Raw genomic sequence first — 15,721 nt, forward strand, 5'->3', positions numbered from 1 at the left:
AAGACCGCGATGCTCTCGACGCTCAAGGACTACTCGCATCAGAAAAACAACGTCTGGGGCATCGTCGCGCGCAACCGCGAGCAGAATTTCGCGCTCAACCTGCTGATGAACCCCGACATCGATTTCGTCACGCTGCTCGGCCAGGCCGGGACCGGCAAGACGCTGCTGACGCTTGCGGCGGGCCTCATGCTCACGCTCGAGTTCAAGGTGTATTCCGAGATCATCATGACGCGTGTCACGGTGCCCGTCGGCGAGGACATCGGCTTCCTGCCCGGCACCGAGGAAGAGAAGATGAACCCGTGGATGGGCGCGCTCGAGGACAACCTCGACGTGCTGAACAAGACCGACGACGAAAGCGGCGACTGGGGCCGCGCGGCGACGCGCGATTTGATCCGCTCGCGAATCAAGGTCAAGAGCCTGAACTTCATGCGCGGGCGCACGTTCATCAACAAGTTCCTGATCATCGACGAGGCGCAGAACCTGAGCCCTAAGCAGATGAAGACGCTGATCACCCGGGCCGGCCCCGGCACCAAGATCATCTGCCTGGGCAACGTGGAGCAGATCGACACGCCCTATCTCACCGAAACCACCTCCGGCCTCACCTACGCTGTGGACCGCTTCAAGCACTGGGCGCACTCGGCGCACATCACACTGCGCCGCGGCGAGCGCTCGCGCCTGGCCGATTTCGCCTCCGAGGCCCTTTAACTCCCCTTGTAGGAGCCCGCTCGCGGGCGATGCCTTTGCTCTGAATCGACATCAAAGCGAAAAGCATCGCCCGCAAGCGGGCTCCTACCGGTGGGCACCGCATGGGGGAAGGGGCGGCGTAGAATTGGCGGGTCTCCCATCGATCGTTGCGCCATGATCCTCGCCCCGCGGCTTGTCCTGTTGTTGCTGTTTACGCTGTTTGCGCTGTGCGTGCTGCTGGTGCACCTGCGCGGTCGGGCCCGGCTGCGTTTCGATCGTCAGCTGGTCGACCACTCGGCGATCTTCGCCCCGTACAACCTGCTGATGTACGCGTTCTCGGCGGTGCCAGCGCGTCCGATCCTCGATCGTCGTGGCTTCCCGCAACTCGACCTGCTGCAGGCCAACTGGCAGGCGATCCGCGCCGAGGCCTTGTCGCTGTTCGACGAAGGACATATTCGCGCGGCGGAGAAGCACAACGACGCCAGCTTCAACAGTTTCTTCAAGCAGGGTTGGAAGCGCTTCTACCTCAAGTGGTACGGCGAGCCGCTGGCCTCGGCCGAGGCGCTGTGCCCGCAGACGGTGCGTCTGCTCAACAGCATCCCCAGTGTCAAGGCAGCGATGTTCGCGCTGCTGCCGCCCGGCTCCAAGCTCAACCCGCACCGCGACCCCTTCGCCGGCTCGCTGCGCTACCACCTGGGCCTGATCACGCCCAATTCCGACGACTGCCGCATCTTCGTCGACGGCGAAATGCACGCCTGGGGCGACGGCAAGGACGTGGTGTTCGACGAGACCTTCGTGCACTGGGCGGAGAACCGGACCGACCAGACCCGGGTGATCCTGTTCGCCGATGTGGAACGCCCGCTGCGCACACGTTGGATGACCGCGTTCAACCGTCGCGTCGGCGCCTTCATGGGCAAGATCACCGCTTCGCCGAACACCGAGTCGCCGGAAGAGAAGACCGGCTTCGTCAACCGCGTGTTTGCGCTCAACCAGCGCAGCCGCGAGCGGAACCGCGCCTTCAAGAAGAAGCATCCGAAGCTGTTCCGCGCGCTGAAGTACACCGGAATGCTGGTGCTGATCTGGCTGATCTTTCTGGCGCCCTGGCCGCTGGTGCGCTGAACGCCCGATCCGCTGTACCGCCACGGCCGCGGGCGGATCGTCACGTTTGACGGACGCCGTGCGTCCTTGAGACATCCCACCGGAGTCTGTGTGATGGATTCGCGCACCGCCCTGTTCCAGCACCACCGCCCGCGGCTGTTCGGCCTGGCTTACCGCATGCTTGGCAGCCCCGCGGACGCCGAAGACGTTCTGCATGACGCCTGGCTGCGCTGGCACGCGCAGGAAACCGATCGGCTCGACGATCCGGAGGCATGGCTGGTGACGGTGACCACCCGCCTCGCCCTGGATCGCCTGCGCCGGGCCAGGACCGAGCGCGAGCACTACACCGGGCCGTGGTTGCCCGAGCCGATGCCGACGGACGCCGAGCGCCCCGAGGCTGAAGCGGAGCGGAGCGAGACGCTGAGCCTGTCGTTCCTGCTGCTGCTCGAGCGGCTGAGCCCGGAAGAGCGGGCCGCCTTTCTGCTCACCGAGGTGTTCGACTACCGTCACGCCGAGGCCGCGGCCATCCTCGGCATTGCCGAGGACGCCTGCCGGCAGCGCGTGCATCGGGCCCGCACGCGACTTCGCGAGGGGCGCCCGCGCTTCCGCGTGGATGCGGGCACGCAGCGTCGCCTGCTGCAACGCTTCGTCGCGGCCATGCAGCGCCCCGATCTGGCTTCGCTGCGCGCGCTGTTTGCGGAAGATGCGGTGCACATCAGCGATGGCGGCGGCGTGGTGCGCGCGGCGCTGCGGCCGCTGCACGGCGCCGAGCGGCTGGCCCGGCTGTATCAGCAGGTGGCCGGCCAGTTGTCGGGGCGAGCGATCCGCTTCGAGCTGGCCATGCTCAACGGCGCTCCGGCCTTGCTGATCCATGAGGGCGACCGGCTGGGCACGGCGCTGTGGGTCGAAATCGACGAGGACGGTGAACACATCGCCGCGGTGCATGCGCTGCGCCACCCCGACAAACTGGCGCGGCTGCAAGCGGTCACGAAAACCAGGGCTCCGACGTCCTTGTCCTGAGCGGCCGATGTCGGCTGCACTCCAAGGAGCCTTGCATGACCCGTTTTGCCATCCAACGCCACTATGCCTCCATGCAGCCGCTGGTCACCCTCGGTCAGAACATCCGTACTGCCGGCAGGCTGGAGCCGGCCCTGATCGAGCTGGTGCAGATGCGCGTTTCGCAGATCAATGGCTGCGCCTTTTGCCTGGACATGCACAGCAAGGATGCGCGCGCGGCCGGTGAAACCGAGCAGCGACTCCACCTGCTCCCGGCCTGGCGCGAAACCCGGCTGTACAGCGAGCGCGAACGCCTCGCGCTGACCTGGGCCGAGGAACTGACCAAGCTGGCCTCGCCCGAGGCGGTATCGGACGCACTCCACGAGCAGGCTCGCCAGCACTTTGACGAGGAGGCGCTGGTCGACCTGACGCTGCTGGTGGTCGCCATCAACAGCTGGAACCGGATCAACGTCGCCGCACGCACCATCGGCGGCAGCTACCGGGCCGGCACGCACGGCTGAGCGCCCCGGCCGCACGTCTCCGCCAGGCTGGCCGGGGACGTGCGGGGTAACGGTACGAGTGTCCCGAATCGGCGCCCGGCCGTACGAATCGGCCGGATCGGACGATCCGGCGCACGCGTCGCACCATCCTGCGCCCCTCGTTCACACCTTAAGGAGGGGCTCATGTTTCGTCTTTCGTCCATCGGCTGGCGTCGGCCAGTCGCGCTTCTGTCCATCTCGCTGCTTGCCGCGGCAGCGGCCTTCATCGGGCTGAACCGCGAGGCCTTGCATGTGGCCGCCGCGTCGGTCAGCGACTCGCTGTGCGCGGCGGCCTTCGTCTCGCGGGTCGATCCCGATCAGGTCTTTGCTCAGGAGCAACGACCGTTGCTGGGCGGCATCGACTGGGCGGTGCGCTACACCGTCGACCACTTTCGCGGCGAGGTGCGCAGCAGCGTGCTCGGCCTGTTCCCGGCGCGGGCAGTGTACCGGCCCGGCCTGGGCTGCGTGGTCATGCATGGCCATGGTCCGGTGCCCGAGGCCGGCGGGATCAAGCGCCCCGCGATCGCCGATGCCTTTGGACCACGCGTCGTCGCGCCGGCCGATCCGGCGTTGCGTCACGCGCTCGACCTCGCCTTCGCCGAACCGGACCCGGCGCATCCGCGCCTGACCAAGGCAATGGTGGTGTTGCACGACGGCCGGTTAATCGCCGAGCGCTATGCGCCGGGCTACGGGCCGGAAACGCCGATCTGGGGACACTCGGTGACCAAGTCGATCACCCAGGCGCTGATAGGCATCCTGGTGCGCCAGGGTCGGCTGCAGCTGGATGGGCCTGCGCCGCTCGCCGCGTGGACAGCCTCCGGCGATCCGCACCACCCGATCACCGTGAACCAGCTGCTGCGGATGGACAGCGGCCTGCCCTTCGACGAGACCGCAGGCCCGGTGAACCTGGCCACCCACATGTGGTTCCGCGAGAGCGACTCGGCCGCCTATGCCGCGCGCATGCCGCTGGCGCATCCCCCCGGCACCGCCTGGGGCTACAGCAATCTCAGCTTCGCACTGCTGTCGAAGCTGGTCGGCGACGCGAGCGGCCCTGGCGCCATCGGCGCCGAAACCTTCGCCCGGCGCGAGCTGTTCGAGCCGCTGGGCATGCATCACTCGGTGATCGAGACCGATGCTGCCGGCACCCTGCTCGGATCGGGCTTCATGTACGCCTCCGCCCGCGACTTCGCGCGCTTCGGGCAGCTCTATCTGGACGACGGCGTGGTCGCTGGCCGGCGCATCCTGCCTACCGGGTGGGCCGCCTACAGCGCGTCGCAGACCCTGGATACCGGCTACGGCGCCGGCTTCTGGACCAACCTTCGCAACGAAGGCAGCGTGCCGGTCTGGGATGCGCCGTGGGGGATGCCGCAGCTGCCGAAGGACATGTTCTACGCGCGTGGCGCCTTTGGCCAGTACATCATCATCGTGCCATCCGAGCGTCTGGTGGTGGTCCGGCTGGGGTTGTCCGTGCAGGGCGGCAGCACCGGCGTCGGCGACGCCACCGCGGCGATCATCGACGCGTTGCACCGACAACCGACCGCGGGCACCTAGGCCATCGAGCCGGTGGCGGCAGCGAGACGTCGGCGGTAACCGCTCGGCGTCTCGCCCACCTGCCGCTTGAAGGCGGCATTGAAGGTGGACTTGGAGGTAAACCCGCAGGCATAGGCCAGGTCGAGGATCGTGCGCGTCTCGGCCGGATCGCCCAGCCGCTCCCGCACCGCCTCCACCCGCAGGCGGTTGACGTAGTCCCAGAAACTGCCGCCGAGGCGGCGATTGATCACGGCGGAGACCAGATACTCGGGATAGCCGCTGCGCCGCGCGACCTGCCCGATGGTCAGCGCCGGCTCCAGATACAGCGGCGTTTCGCCTGCCATCAGCTGCGCCAGCCGTGCCTCCACCTCCGCGTATCGCGAGGAATCGATGGGCGTAGGCGCGTCGTCGTCCGCGGCCGCGATCTGCGCGGATGCCGGCTCGTCCTGCACCGGCGGCTGGCCGAGGCTGAACCAACCTACCACGCAGACCCAGGCCGCGATCAGGCCGAACAGCAGGCCGTAGTTGAGAACCGGCAGATAGAACAGCGCCTGCACGATCGCCAGGCACCAGATGGCGATCTGGAACCCGGCCATCGCGTTGATCCAACGCAGTGACAGGCGGTCGGCATCGGAGCGGCGCTGGCGCAGACGTCGCCGATACGTACGGACCAGTACCAGCGCTGCGACCACATAAGACACGCTGTAGAGAAACAGCGGCAGGTCGAACCACGCGCCGATCGTGCGCTCGCCGGCCAGCCAGCGTGCCGCCATCGCCCCTAGCCCCGCCTCGTCCATGGTCAGCACGTAGCTGTTGATCGCCAGCATCACGACAAAGCCGGCCAGATGCACGGCGTCACGTGGGCGGAAGGCGCGCCCCTGGGTCAGCGCGCGCACGTACAGGTAGAACAGGCTGCCGTAGAGAAATGGAAACAGCGCTACGAAACGATAGGCGCGGAACCACTCCGGCGTGAGCAGATGCCAGAACATCGCCTTCACCGCCAGGTCGATCCCGGTCAGCCCCACCCACACGGCGAGCAGGCGATTGGCCTCGCGGTTGGCGGCGCGTCGCCACAGCGCCAGGCCCAGCAGCCCGGCCTGTACGGCAGCGGCGATGTAGACGAAGGTCCAGAGGGAGAAAAGCATCGGGGGCCGGTAGCGCGGTCGAGACGATGATCCTAGCCGCTGGCCGCTACGCGCCCAAACAAACGGGCCGCGGCTGTGCCGCGGCCCTCGGTGTCACGATCGGTCGAGCGAACGCCGATCAGGCAGCAACGCGCCGGGCGATCGCCTCGCCGAAGCTTTCGGTCGAACCCTTGCCGCCGAGGTCCGGCGTCACGCTGTCGCGGTCGTTGGTCATGGTGTCGCGGATCGCCTGGCGCAGCTTGGTGCCCTTCTCCACCATGCCCAGGTGGTCGAGCATGTCGGCCGCGGCCAGCAACAGCGCGCAGGGGTTGGCGATGCCCTTGCCGGCGATGTCCGGCGCCGAGCCGTGTACCGCCTCGAAGATCGCCGCGTGCTCGCCGATGTTGTCGCCCGGGGCCAACCCCAGGCCGCCGACCAGGCCGGCGCACAGATCGGAGAGGATGTCGCCGAACAGGTTGGTGGTGACGATCACGTCGAACTGCTCGGGGCGCATCACCAGCTGCATGCAGGTGTTGTCCACGATCATCTCGTTGAACTCGATCTGCGGGTATTCCTTGGCAATCTCGCGGGCCACGTTGAGGAACAGCCCGGAGCTGGTCTTCATGATGTTGGCCTTGTGCACCGCGGTGACCTTCTTGCGGCCCTTCTTCACCGCCATCTCGAAGGCGTAGCGCACGATGCGGGTGCTGCCCTTGCGGGTGTTGCGGATGATCGACTGCGCCACCTCGCCGTCCTCGGACAGCGTCTGGCCCTCGGCCAGGTAGGCGCCCTCGGTGTTCTCGCGCACGGTGATGATGTCGATGTTCTCGAAGCGCGACTTGGTGCCCGGGAAGCTGATCGCCGGACGCACGTTGGCGTACAGGTCGAAGTGGCGGCGCAGGGTGACGTTGATGGAGGTGAAGCCGCCGCCTATCGGCGTGGTCAGCGGGCCCTTGAGCGCCACCTTGTGCTGGGCGATTTTGTCCAGCGTCTCCTTCGGCAGCAGGTCGCCGCACTTGTCCAGCGCGACCATGCCCGCCTCGGCGAAGTCGTACTCCAGGCCGCAGTCGAGCGCGTCGAGCACGTGCAGCGTGGCGGTCATGATTTCCGGGCCGATGCCGTCGCCGGGGATCACGGCAATGGTCTTGCTCATGGGGATGCTCCTTGGGGTGCGTTTCCGGGGGAAGGCGCACGATGGGGAGATCGAGGCCTTATAACCGCCGAATTATCGCTTATGGTCGCACCAGCGGCCACCGGATCGGCGGCCGCTGGCGATGCAAATGCTGGTACGCAGCGTCCCAAAAAGCTGCACGCGCTCAGGCGTGGTCGGCGCACTCCGCGGCCTGGCTGGCGCCGCCTTCGAGCTGGTCGAGGAAATCCACCGCCCGGCGCAAGTGCGGGATCACGATCGAGCCGCCCACCACCAGCCCGACGCTGAAGGTCTCGAAGAACTCCTCGCGCGTCACGCCCGCCTCCTTGCACTGGGCCACGTGGTAGCTGATGCAGTCGTCGCAGCGCAGCACCATCGAGGCGACCAGGCCAAGCAGCTCCTTGGTCTTCACGTCGAGCGCGCCGGCCTTGTAGGTCTGCGTGTCCAGCGCGAAGAAGCGGCGCACGACCTGATTGTCCTCGGCCAGGATGCGCTCGTTCATGCGCTGGCGGAACGCGGTGAACTCGGCGAGGCGATCCTTCTCCGCGCTCATGCGCCCGCTCCCAGCAGCTCGGCCAGTTTGCCGTTGCGGTCGGCGGCGACCAGATCGTCGAAACCGCCCACATGAGCGTCGTTGATGAATATCTGCGGCACCGTGCGACGGCCGCCGCTGCGCGCGAGCATGGCGTCGCGCTGCGCCGGATCGGTGTCGATCCGCACCTCCGTCCACTCCAGCCCCTTGGACTTGAGCAGATTCTTCGCCGACACGCAGTAAGGGCAGAAGGCGGTGGAATAAACCTCGATCTTGGGCATTACCTGACTCCGGGGAACCGTTAGGTGGCTGGATGTGGGGTCGCGGCGGACCGCTCGCAAGTTCTGCCGCCGGTTGAACGGACGGCCCGGGCGGTGCTGGAACCGGGCGCGAGCGCGGCGGTCGCAGTGCTATTGTCGCCGACCTATGGCCATGGCACCACGACGCCCCCTTCCCCGCCTGCTCACCACCCTGATCGCTGCCGGCCTCTGCCTCAGTGCCGGGGCGCAGGACAACGTGCGCCTGCCCGATCTGGGCAGCTCCGCCAACGCGCTGATCTCCAACCAGGAAGCGCAGGATTACGGCGGCGCCATGCTGCGGCAGATGCGCGCACTGGACATGGTGGTGGACGACCCGCTGCTGGACGACTACATCAACCACCTGGGTTATCGCCTGGTGGCGGCCTGCGACAAGCCGAAAGACCACTTCGCGTTCTTCATCGTGAAGGATCCAGAGATCAATGCCTTCGCCGCGCCCGGCGGCTACATCGCAGTGAATTCGGGCTTGATCCAGATCACCCGCAGCGAGAGCGAGTTGGCCGGGGTGATCGCGCACGAGATCGGCCATATCACGCAGAACCACCTGCAGCGCGCGTTCGAGGCGTCCAAGAAGGATGCCCCACTGATGGCTCTGGTATTGCTGGGCGCCATCGCCGCAGGCGCCGGCGCGCATGCGGGAGACGCCGCTGGCGCGATCCTGATGGGTGGCCAGGGCGCAATCATGCAGAAGCAGATCAACTTCACCCGCAAGGACGAGACCGAAGCCGACCGTGTGGGCATCCAGACGCTCGCCAAGGCCGACTTCGACCCCAATGCGATGGCCGGCTTCTTCGAGCGCATGTCCGACACCATGCGCGCCGGCTCCGGCGGCGACGATGTGCCGGAACTGCTGCAGGACCACCCGGTCACCACCACCCGCATCAGCGACGCCAAGGAGCGCGCCGGGGCGCTCATCGCACTGCAGAAGCAGCGACCCAGCGGCAACACGTTCGACCCGCAGCAGTGGGCACGCAGCACCGCGCCGATTGCCTACGTGCGCGATCCCACTACGCTGTTGGCGCCGGTCCGCAGTGGCGGCGCCGACGCGGCACTGGACACCTACGCATTGATGCGCGAGCGCGTGCGCGTGCTCGCTGGCGATGCGCCGCAACTGACGACCTATTACGCGGCGAACCTGCCTCGCCACGACTTCGACACGCCCGCCAACCGCTACGGCTACGCGCTCGCACTAACCCGCAGCGGTCGTGCCGACAAGGCGATCCAGGTGCTCGCGCCGCTGCTGGCAAGCCACCCGGACAATCTCGTCCTGCGCCTGGCGATGGCCGATGCGCTGTTGCAGAAAGGTGACCGGGGCGATGCGCTGAGCCGTTACGCCGTGCTGAACGGCGAATCTCCACGCAACCCGTCGATCACCCTGCCCTACGCCAAGGCGTTGATCCAGGGCGCGGCGTCCAAGGCGCAGGCCGAACAGGCAGCCACCCTGCTGCGCCCGGCGCTGGACACCAGTGAGGACCCGGACATCTTCCGTACCTATGCCCGCGCCAGCGAGAAGGCCGGGCAACAGGCGCGCGCCGGCGAGGCGTACGCCGACGCCAGTTACCTGGCAGGACGGCCCTTCGATGCGCTCGAGCAGCTCAAACGCCTGCTCAAGCGCGACGACCTGGACTACTACGCGCGCGCCCGCATCCAGGCCCGGATCGCCGAGCTGACCCCGCTGGTGTTGGAGCTGCGCAAGCGCAAGGTGCAGACCGAGGACAACCCCGATCGAGGGGCGCAGTAACCTCGCCGTCATCGTCGGGCGGCACAACTGTCATTGCGACGTAACATAATGACGCTGCAATCTCACCGTCACAGACACCTGGGCGAATGCAAGCGTGCACAAGCGCATCCTGATCGTTGAAGACGAAGCCTCGATCCGCGACATGGTCGCCTTCGCCCTGCGCAAGGCCGGCATGGAAGCGGCCCAGGCCGCCGACGCGCGCGCCGCGCAGCTGGCGATCGCCGAACAGGTGCCCGACCTGATCCTGCTGGACTGGATGCTCCCCGGCACCAGCGGCCTGGAACTGGCCCGGCGCCTGCGCAAGGAGGAGCTCAGTCGCGAGATCCCGATCATCATGCTCACCGCCCGCGGCGAGGAAATGGATCGAGTGAACGGGCTGGAAGCGGGCGTCGACGACTACGTCATCAAGCCGTTCTCCACGCGCGAGCTGATCGCGCGGATCAAGGCCGTGCTGCGCCGCAGCCATGGCGACGACGGCTCGGGCATCGTCGAACTGGGTGGGCTGCGCATCGATGGCCCGGCGCATCGGGTGTTCGCCGGCGACGAGCCGGTGGCGATCGGGCCCACCGAATACCGCCTGCTGTACTTCTTCATGACCCACCCGGAGCGCGTCTACTCGCGCGCCCAGCTGCTCGACCACGTGTGGGGCGGTAGCGTGTACGTCGAAGAGCGCACCGTCGACGTGCACATCCGGCGGCTGCGCAAGACGCTGGAACCGTTCAAGCTCGATGACATGGTGCAGACCGTGCGGGGCTCGGGCTATCGCTTCTCCGCCAGCGTCTGAGCGTGCACCTGGGCGCTTGCGCGGGCGAAGGGTTTTGCCGATGCTGCCGGCTCGCCATGACCGCGGGGCCGTCCCTCCTTGAGCATCCATCGTTTGCCCGCCGTGCCGACTCTCGCTGCGTGGCTGGGCGGTGGCCTGTTGGCCGGCGCACTGCTGGGACACTTCGCCGGTGGGCATGCCGCGGCCGGCTTCGCGGTCGTCGCCGCGGCGGAAATCGTCTTGCTGCTGTCGTCGATCGGTCATCTGCGCAGCGCCATGATGACCACATCGCCCACCTCCCCGCCCTTGCATGACCGTTTCATGACGCGAACCCGCCGTATCGCCTCCAGCCTGCGCGACCTGCGCAGTGCCGCCGGGAACCTGCCCGATGCCGTGGTGCTGCTCGACAACGAGCAGCACGTGCGCTGGTTCAACCATGCCGCGGAGGATCTGCTCGGCCTGCGCCGTCCGCAGGATCGTGGCGCGGATCTGCACGAGCGGCTGAGCAGTTCCGACCTCGCCGGCTGGCTGCAGGACGGCGCCCGCGAGCCGCTCAACGACATCGTGGCGCCAGGTCGGCCCGATCGCCACCTCAACGTCACGCTGTTGCCGTTCGGCCGCCGCCAGCGCCTGCTGCTGGCGCGCGACATCAGCGACCTGACGCGACTGGAGCAGGTTCGCCGAGACTTCGTTGCGAACGTATCGCACGAGCTGCGCACACCGCTTACGGTGATCCACGGCTATCTCGAACTGCTCGATCCGGAAGACGTGCCCGAGCTGGCGCCGGTGCTGGGCGAGATGCGGGCGCAATCCAAGCGCATGGGGCAGATCGTCGAAGATCTGCTCACCCTGTCGCGACTGGAGACCCAGGAGCACGTGACCGACGAGCGCGTCGCCATGGCGCCCCTGCTGGCCACGCTGCGCAAGGAGGCCGAAGCGCTGAGCCAAGGGCGTCACAAGATCGTGCTCGAATCCACCGCGGAAGCCGACCTCCTCGGCTCGCCCAAAGACCTGCACAGTGCGCTGTCCAACCTGGTCAGCAATGCCGTGCGCTACACCCCGGCCGGCGGCACCATCACGATCCGCTGGCAGCGCAGTCCCGAGGGCGCGGTCTATTCGGTCAGCGACACCGGCTTCGGCATTCCGGCGAGCCATCTGTCGCGACTCACCGAGCGGTTCTACCGCGTGTCGTCGAGCCGCTCGCGCGACAGCGGCGGCACCGGGCTGGGCCTGTCGATCGTCAAGCACGTGCTGAACCTGCATCAGGCGCGGCTGCAGATCGAAAGCACCCCCGGCCAGGGTTCCACCTTCTCCTGCCATTTCGGGCGCGAGCGCCTGCTCGGGCCGGCCGGCGCCGACGAGAGCTGAACCGGCCGCCGCCCTTGGCCGTCCCCCCGGTGCCGACGGGATGTGCGCGGGGGTGAGATGCGACAGAATGCCCGTATGCGCCGCTCATCCACGCCTCACGCCCCCGCCCCGGGCGAACCCTGTGCCCCCGAGCTCTTCCTCAGCCGTGAACTGGCGGCGCTGGAGTTCAACTTCCGCGTGCTGGCGATGGCGCGCGATCCGCAGGTGCCCCTGCTCGAACGCCTGCGCTACCTGAGCATCGTGGCCAACAACCTCGACGAGTTCTTCGAGGTGCGGGTGGCCATGCTCAAGCATCACCATCATTACGGTTCGGCCTCGCCCGGGCCGGACGGCATTCCCTCCGGCGAGCTGCTGGCGCGCATCCGCGCCCGCGTGCTGGATCTGGTCGCCGAGCAGTACGCCACCTGGCAGGACGACCTCAGCCCAAGGCTGGAGGCGGAGGGCATCTGCATCCTGCCGCGCAGCCGCTGGAGCAAGCGCCAGCACGCCTGGCTGCGCGGCTACTTCGAGCACGAGGTGCTGCCGGTGCTCTCGCCGCTGGGACTGGATCCGGCCCACCCGTTCCCGCGCATCCTCAACAAGACGCTCAACATCGCGGTGGTGCTCAAGGGCCGCGATGCGTTCGGCCACGAGGGACACATGGCGCTGGTGCGCGCGCCGCGCTCGCTGCCGCGGATCATCCGCGTGCCGGCCGAGGTCAGCGGGCCAGGCGAGCACTTCGTGTTCCTGGCCGAGCTACTGCACGCCTTCGTCGACCTGATGTTTCCGGGTTTCAAGGTGCTCGGTTCGCACCAGTTCCGCGTCACCCGCAACAGCGAGCTGATGGTGGAGGAAGCCGAGGTCGAGAACCTCGCGCGCGCGCTCAGCGAAGAACTGGTCGGCCGCGGCTACGCCCGGCCTGTGCGGCTGCAGATCGGCACCGATTGCCCGAAGGCGATCACCCGGATGCTGATCGAGAACTTCGAGCTGGACGAAGCGGACGTGTACCGCTGCGACGGCCCGGTCAACATCATCCGCGCGGGCCTGATCTACGACTGGCTCGACCGGCCGGAGCTGAAGTTTCCGCGCTTCACGCCGCGCGTCCCCGCATTGATGGAGGCCAGCCGCAACAAGTTCGAGGTGATCGCGCAGCGCGACGTGCTGCTGCATCACCCCTACGAAAGCTTCGCCGCGGTGATCGACCTGCTGCGCCAGGCCACGCAGGACCCGAACGTGCTGGCGATCAAGCAGACGCTGTACCGCGCCGGCGAGGACACGCCGCTGGTCGACCTGCTGGTGGATGCCGCGCGCAACGGCAAGGATGTCACCGTCGTCATCGAGCTGCGCGCCCGCTTCGACGAGGAGGCCAACATCCGCCTCGCCACGCGCCTGCAGGAGGCCGGGGTGCAGGTGGTCTATGGCGTGGTCGGTTTCAAGACCCACGCCAAGATGATGTTGATCGTGCGCCGCGAGGGCGACGGCCTGCGCCGCTACGTGCACCTGTCCACCGGCAACTACCACCAGGCGAACAGCAAGCTCTACACCGACATCGGCCTGATGACGGCGAACGAGGAAATCGGCGAGGACCTGCATAAGATCTTCCAGCAGCTCTCGGGCCTGGGGCCCACGATCAGCCTCAAGCGCCTGCTGCATTCGCCGTTCACGCTTTACAAGAGCGTGGTGGCGAAGATTGAGCGCGAGACCGCCAATGCGAAGGCCGGCAAGAGCGCGCGCATCGTGGCCAAGCTCAATGCGCTGAACGAATCGCACGTGATCGAGGCGCTGTACCGCGCCTCGCAGGCGGGCGTGGAGATCGACCTGATCGTGCGTGGCGCCTGTACGCTGCGGCCCGGCCTACCCGGCATCTCCGAACGCATCCGGGTGCGCTCGATAGTGGGACGTTTCCTCGAGCACAGCCGCGTGTACTGGTTCGCCAATGACGGCGAGCCGGAGATCTATTGCGCCAGCGCCGACTGGATGGAGCGCAACCTGATGCGGCGCATCGAGGTGGCGTTTCCCATCCTCGATCCCGAGCTGGCCGCGCGCGTGTTCGACGAGACGCTGGCCAACACGCTGGCGGACAACACCCAGGCCTGGCTGCTCGGCAGCAACGGTCGCTACGCCCGCGCGACGCCGGGCGACGCGCCTGCGCACAACGCCCAGCAGACGCTGCTCGACAAGCTCTGCGCATCGACTGCCAAGTAAGGGACGACCTGCATGCCTTTTCTTCCGTCTTACCGCTGCAGCCGCTGCGCCACCGGATGCCGCGCATGACGCTGGCCGATCACGTGCCGATCCGCGATGGCGAGCTGATCGCCGCCGTGGACATGGGTTCGAACAGCTTCCACATGGTGGTCGCGCGCGTCGAGCACGGCGAACCAAGGGTGATCGACCGTCTGCGTGACACGGTGCGCATGGCCGCCGGCCTGCGCAGCGACGGCACGCTGGACGCCGAGCATCGCGCCCGCGCCCTCAACTGCCTCAAACGCTTCGGCCAGCGCTTGGCCGGTCTGCCCTCATTGCATGTGCGCGCGGTGGCTACCAATACGGTGCGCCGCCTGGCTTCGCCCCAGGCCTTCCTCACCGCGGCCGAGAGTGCGCTGGGGCATCCGGTGGAAGTCGTGTCGGGCCGGGAGGAAGGTCGCCTGATCTTCCTCGGTGCCGCGCACGACCTGCCCGCCTCGCGCGAGCCGCGGCTGGTGATCGACGTGGGTGGCGGCAGTACGGAATTCATCATCGGTCGTGGCGTGGCGCCGCTGCACACCGAGAGCGTGCAGGTGGGCTGCATCGCCTCCACGCTGCGCTTCTTCCCCGGCGGCAAGCTCAATCGCAAGCGATGGCAGAAGGCGCGCGGCGAAATCGGTTTGCTGATGCAGCAGTTCGAGGAAGACTACCGCGAGGCCGGCTGGACTGAGGCATTCGGCTCGTCCGGCACGGCCAAGGCGATCGGCTCGGTGGTGCAGGCGATGAAGTTCTCCGACGACGGCATCACGCCTGCGTCGCTGGCCTCGCTGCGCGATGCCCTGCTGGAGCAGGGGCAGATCAGCTCACTCAAGCTTCCCGGACTGGGCGAGGACCGTGCACCGGTGATCGCCGGCGGCGTGGTGATCTTCGAGGCGGCGTTCGCGGCGCTCGGCATCGAGCGCATGCGCGTCTGCGAGAGCTCGATGCGCGAAGGCTTGCTGTGGGATCTGCTCGGCCGCGCCGGCGGCAGCGACCCGCGCACCGCCAGCATCGACGCGCTGGCTGCGCGCTATGGCGTCGATCGCGCCCAGGCACGCCGGGTGGAGTCCACCGCACTGATGCTGTTCGACCAGATCGCGCCGCAGTGGAAACTGGACATGGAGACCCGCGAGTGGCTGTCGTGGGCCGCTCGTGTGCACGAGATCGGCCTGGCCATCGCGCACAGCCAGCATCATCGTCACGGCGCCTACATCCTGCGCCACGCCGACCTCGCCGGCTTCTCGCGGCAGGAGCAGCAACTGCTGGCGGCCATTGTCGAACTGCATCGGCGCAAGCCGGAGAAGGCGCTGATTTCCGCCCTGCCCCAGCGCTACCGCCTGCTGGCCCGGCAGATCACCGCCCTGCTGCGCCTAGCCGTACTGTTTCGGCGCGCCCGTCGCGCCGAGTCGCTACCCTCCATGCGTCTGGCCGCTACCCGGCAGCGCCTGCGGCTGGCGCTACCAGCCGCCTGGCTGGAACAGCACCCGCTCACCGAGGCCGATCTCGAGCAGGAACGCGCCCCGATGACCGACCTTGGCTTCACCCTGGCGCTCAGCGCAATGTGAGTGCAAACAACCAGGCCGCCCCGAGGCGGCTGACTGTTTGAGGTTGAAGGATCACAGGATTGATCCGCCAGCGCGCGGCAGTACCCACATCCCACGCTGCGGTCTCGGCCAC

Annotated in this window: 14 protein-coding genes; 10 read left to right on the forward strand and 4 right to left on the reverse strand. The window is 67.7% G+C overall.

What is annotated here, in order from left to right:
* The 5 genes from ACTHJF_RS04930 to ACTHJF_RS04950 form a co-directional block, all read left to right on the forward strand.
* Positions 1-705: PhoH family protein (locus ACTHJF_RS04930; protein WP_440266130.1), on the forward strand; the 705-nt coding region annotated here is incomplete at its 5' end.
* 153 nt (positions 706-858) lie between these two features.
* On the forward strand, positions 859-1,803 hold the full coding sequence (locus ACTHJF_RS04935) for an aspartyl/asparaginyl beta-hydroxylase domain-containing protein (protein WP_440266131.1): 945 nt from the start codon (positions 859-861) through the stop codon (positions 1,801-1,803).
* 93 nt (positions 1,804-1,896) lie between these two features.
* Positions 1,897-2,802: an RNA polymerase sigma factor SigJ gene (gene sigJ, locus ACTHJF_RS04940; RefSeq protein ID WP_440266132.1), complete on the forward strand. Its 906-nt coding sequence runs from the start codon at positions 1,897-1,899 to the stop codon at positions 2,800-2,802.
* Between the two features lie 35 nt (positions 2,803-2,837).
* Positions 2,838-3,299 (forward strand): carboxymuconolactone decarboxylase family protein, encoded by a 462-nt coding sequence (locus ACTHJF_RS04945; RefSeq protein ID WP_440266133.1) that lies wholly within the window; start codon positions 2,838-2,840, stop codon positions 3,297-3,299.
* Positions 3,300-3,461: 162 nt separating this feature from the next.
* Complete coding sequence (locus ACTHJF_RS04950) at positions 3,462-4,868, forward strand: serine hydrolase domain-containing protein (protein WP_440266134.1); 1,407 nt, start codon at positions 3,462-3,464, stop codon at positions 4,866-4,868.
* Here the strand turns inward: ACTHJF_RS04950 and ACTHJF_RS04955 are convergent.
* The 4 genes from ACTHJF_RS04955 to grxC all read right to left on the reverse strand — a co-directional run bounded on the left by ACTHJF_RS04955 (position 4,865) and on the right by grxC (position 7,934).
* On the reverse strand, positions 4,865-5,992 hold the full coding sequence (locus tag ACTHJF_RS04955) for a helix-turn-helix domain-containing protein (protein WP_440266135.1): 1,128 nt from the start codon (positions 5,990-5,992) through the stop codon (positions 4,865-4,867). The genes ACTHJF_RS04950 and ACTHJF_RS04955 overlap by 4 nt on opposite strands.
* 118 nt (positions 5,993-6,110) lie before the next feature.
* Positions 6,111-7,124, reverse strand: a complete 1,014-nt coding sequence (locus tag ACTHJF_RS04960) for an isocitrate dehydrogenase (RefSeq protein WP_440266136.1) — start codon at positions 7,122-7,124, stop codon at positions 6,111-6,113.
* A 163-nt stretch (positions 7,125-7,287) separates the two neighbouring features.
* On the reverse strand, positions 7,288-7,674 hold the full coding sequence (locus ACTHJF_RS04965) for a carboxymuconolactone decarboxylase family protein (protein WP_431637437.1): 387 nt from the start codon (positions 7,672-7,674) through the stop codon (positions 7,288-7,290).
* On the reverse strand, positions 7,671-7,934 hold the full coding sequence (grxC, locus tag ACTHJF_RS04970) for a glutaredoxin 3 (protein WP_431637439.1): 264 nt from the start codon (positions 7,932-7,934) through the stop codon (positions 7,671-7,673). Before grxC ends, ACTHJF_RS04965 begins: the two co-directional genes overlap by 4 nt.
* Positions 7,935-8,079: 145 nt before the next feature.
* Between grxC and ACTHJF_RS04975 the strand changes: the two genes are divergently transcribed.
* From ACTHJF_RS04975 to ACTHJF_RS04995, 5 genes are all read left to right on the forward strand, one after another.
* Positions 8,080-9,711 carry a M48 family metalloprotease gene (locus ACTHJF_RS04975; protein WP_440266137.1) on the forward strand — a complete coding sequence of 544 codons (1,632 nt, stop codon included), beginning with the start codon at positions 8,080-8,082 and terminating at the stop codon, positions 9,709-9,711.
* A 94-nt stretch (positions 9,712-9,805) separates the two neighbouring features.
* The gene (phoB, locus tag ACTHJF_RS04980; RefSeq protein WP_431637443.1) at positions 9,806-10,495 is read left to right on the forward strand and encodes a phosphate regulon transcriptional regulator PhoB; all 690 of its coding nucleotides are present in this window, start codon (positions 9,806-9,808) and stop codon (positions 10,493-10,495) included.
* 102 nt (positions 10,496-10,597) lie between these two features.
* Complete coding sequence (gene phoR, locus ACTHJF_RS04985) at positions 10,598-11,842, forward strand: phosphate regulon sensor histidine kinase PhoR (protein WP_440266138.1); 1,245 nt, start codon at positions 10,598-10,600, stop codon at positions 11,840-11,842.
* Positions 11,843-11,917: 75 nt separating this feature from the next.
* Positions 11,918-14,026, forward strand: a complete 2,109-nt coding sequence (ppk1, locus tag ACTHJF_RS04990; RefSeq protein WP_440266139.1) for a polyphosphate kinase 1 — start codon at positions 11,918-11,920, stop codon at positions 14,024-14,026.
* A gap of 65 nt (positions 14,027-14,091) precedes the next feature.
* Positions 14,092-15,609 (forward strand): Ppx/GppA phosphatase family protein, encoded by a 1,518-nt coding sequence (locus tag ACTHJF_RS04995; protein ID WP_440266140.1) that lies wholly within the window; start codon positions 14,092-14,094, stop codon positions 15,607-15,609.
* Positions 15,610-15,721: the final 112 nt, after the last annotated feature.

The organism is Dyella sp. (genome assembly GCF_051962475.1).
Lineage (GTDB): Bacteria > Pseudomonadota > Gammaproteobacteria > Xanthomonadales > Rhodanobacteraceae > Dyella_A.

Bases quoted from the DNA above. Each gene is read 5' to 3' on its own strand.
- ACTHJF_RS04935 (WP_440266131.1), top strand. From the start codon at position 859: ATGATCCTCGCCCCGCGGCTTGTCCTGTTGTTGCTGTTTACGCTGTTT.
- sigJ (WP_440266132.1), top strand. From the start codon at position 1,897: ATGGATTCGCGCACCGCCCTGTTCCAGCACCACCGCCCGCGGCTGTTC.
- ACTHJF_RS04945 (WP_440266133.1), top strand. From the start codon at position 2,838: ATGACCCGTTTTGCCATCCAACGCCACTATGCCTCCATGCAGCCGCTG.
- ACTHJF_RS04950 (WP_440266134.1), top strand. From the start codon at position 3,462: ATGTTTCGTCTTTCGTCCATCGGCTGGCGTCGGCCAGTCGCGCTTCTG.
- ACTHJF_RS04955 (WP_440266135.1), bottom strand. From the start codon at position 5,992: ATGCTTTTCTCCCTCTGGACCTTCGTCTACATCGCCGCTGCCGTACAG.
- ACTHJF_RS04960 (WP_440266136.1), bottom strand. From the start codon at position 7,124: ATGAGCAAGACCATTGCCGTGATCCCCGGCGACGGCATCGGCCCGGAA.
- ACTHJF_RS04965 (WP_431637437.1), bottom strand. From the start codon at position 7,674: ATGAGCGCGGAGAAGGATCGCCTCGCCGAGTTCACCGCGTTCCGCCAG.
- grxC (WP_431637439.1), bottom strand. From the start codon at position 7,934: ATGCCCAAGATCGAGGTTTATTCCACCGCCTTCTGCCCTTACTGCGTG.
- ACTHJF_RS04975 (WP_440266137.1), top strand. From the start codon at position 8,080: ATGGCCATGGCACCACGACGCCCCCTTCCCCGCCTGCTCACCACCCTG.
- ppk1 (WP_440266139.1), top strand. From the start codon at position 11,918: ATGCGCCGCTCATCCACGCCTCACGCCCCCGCCCCGGGCGAACCCTGT.
- ACTHJF_RS04995 (WP_440266140.1), top strand. From the start codon at position 14,092: ATGACGCTGGCCGATCACGTGCCGATCCGCGATGGCGAGCTGATCGCC.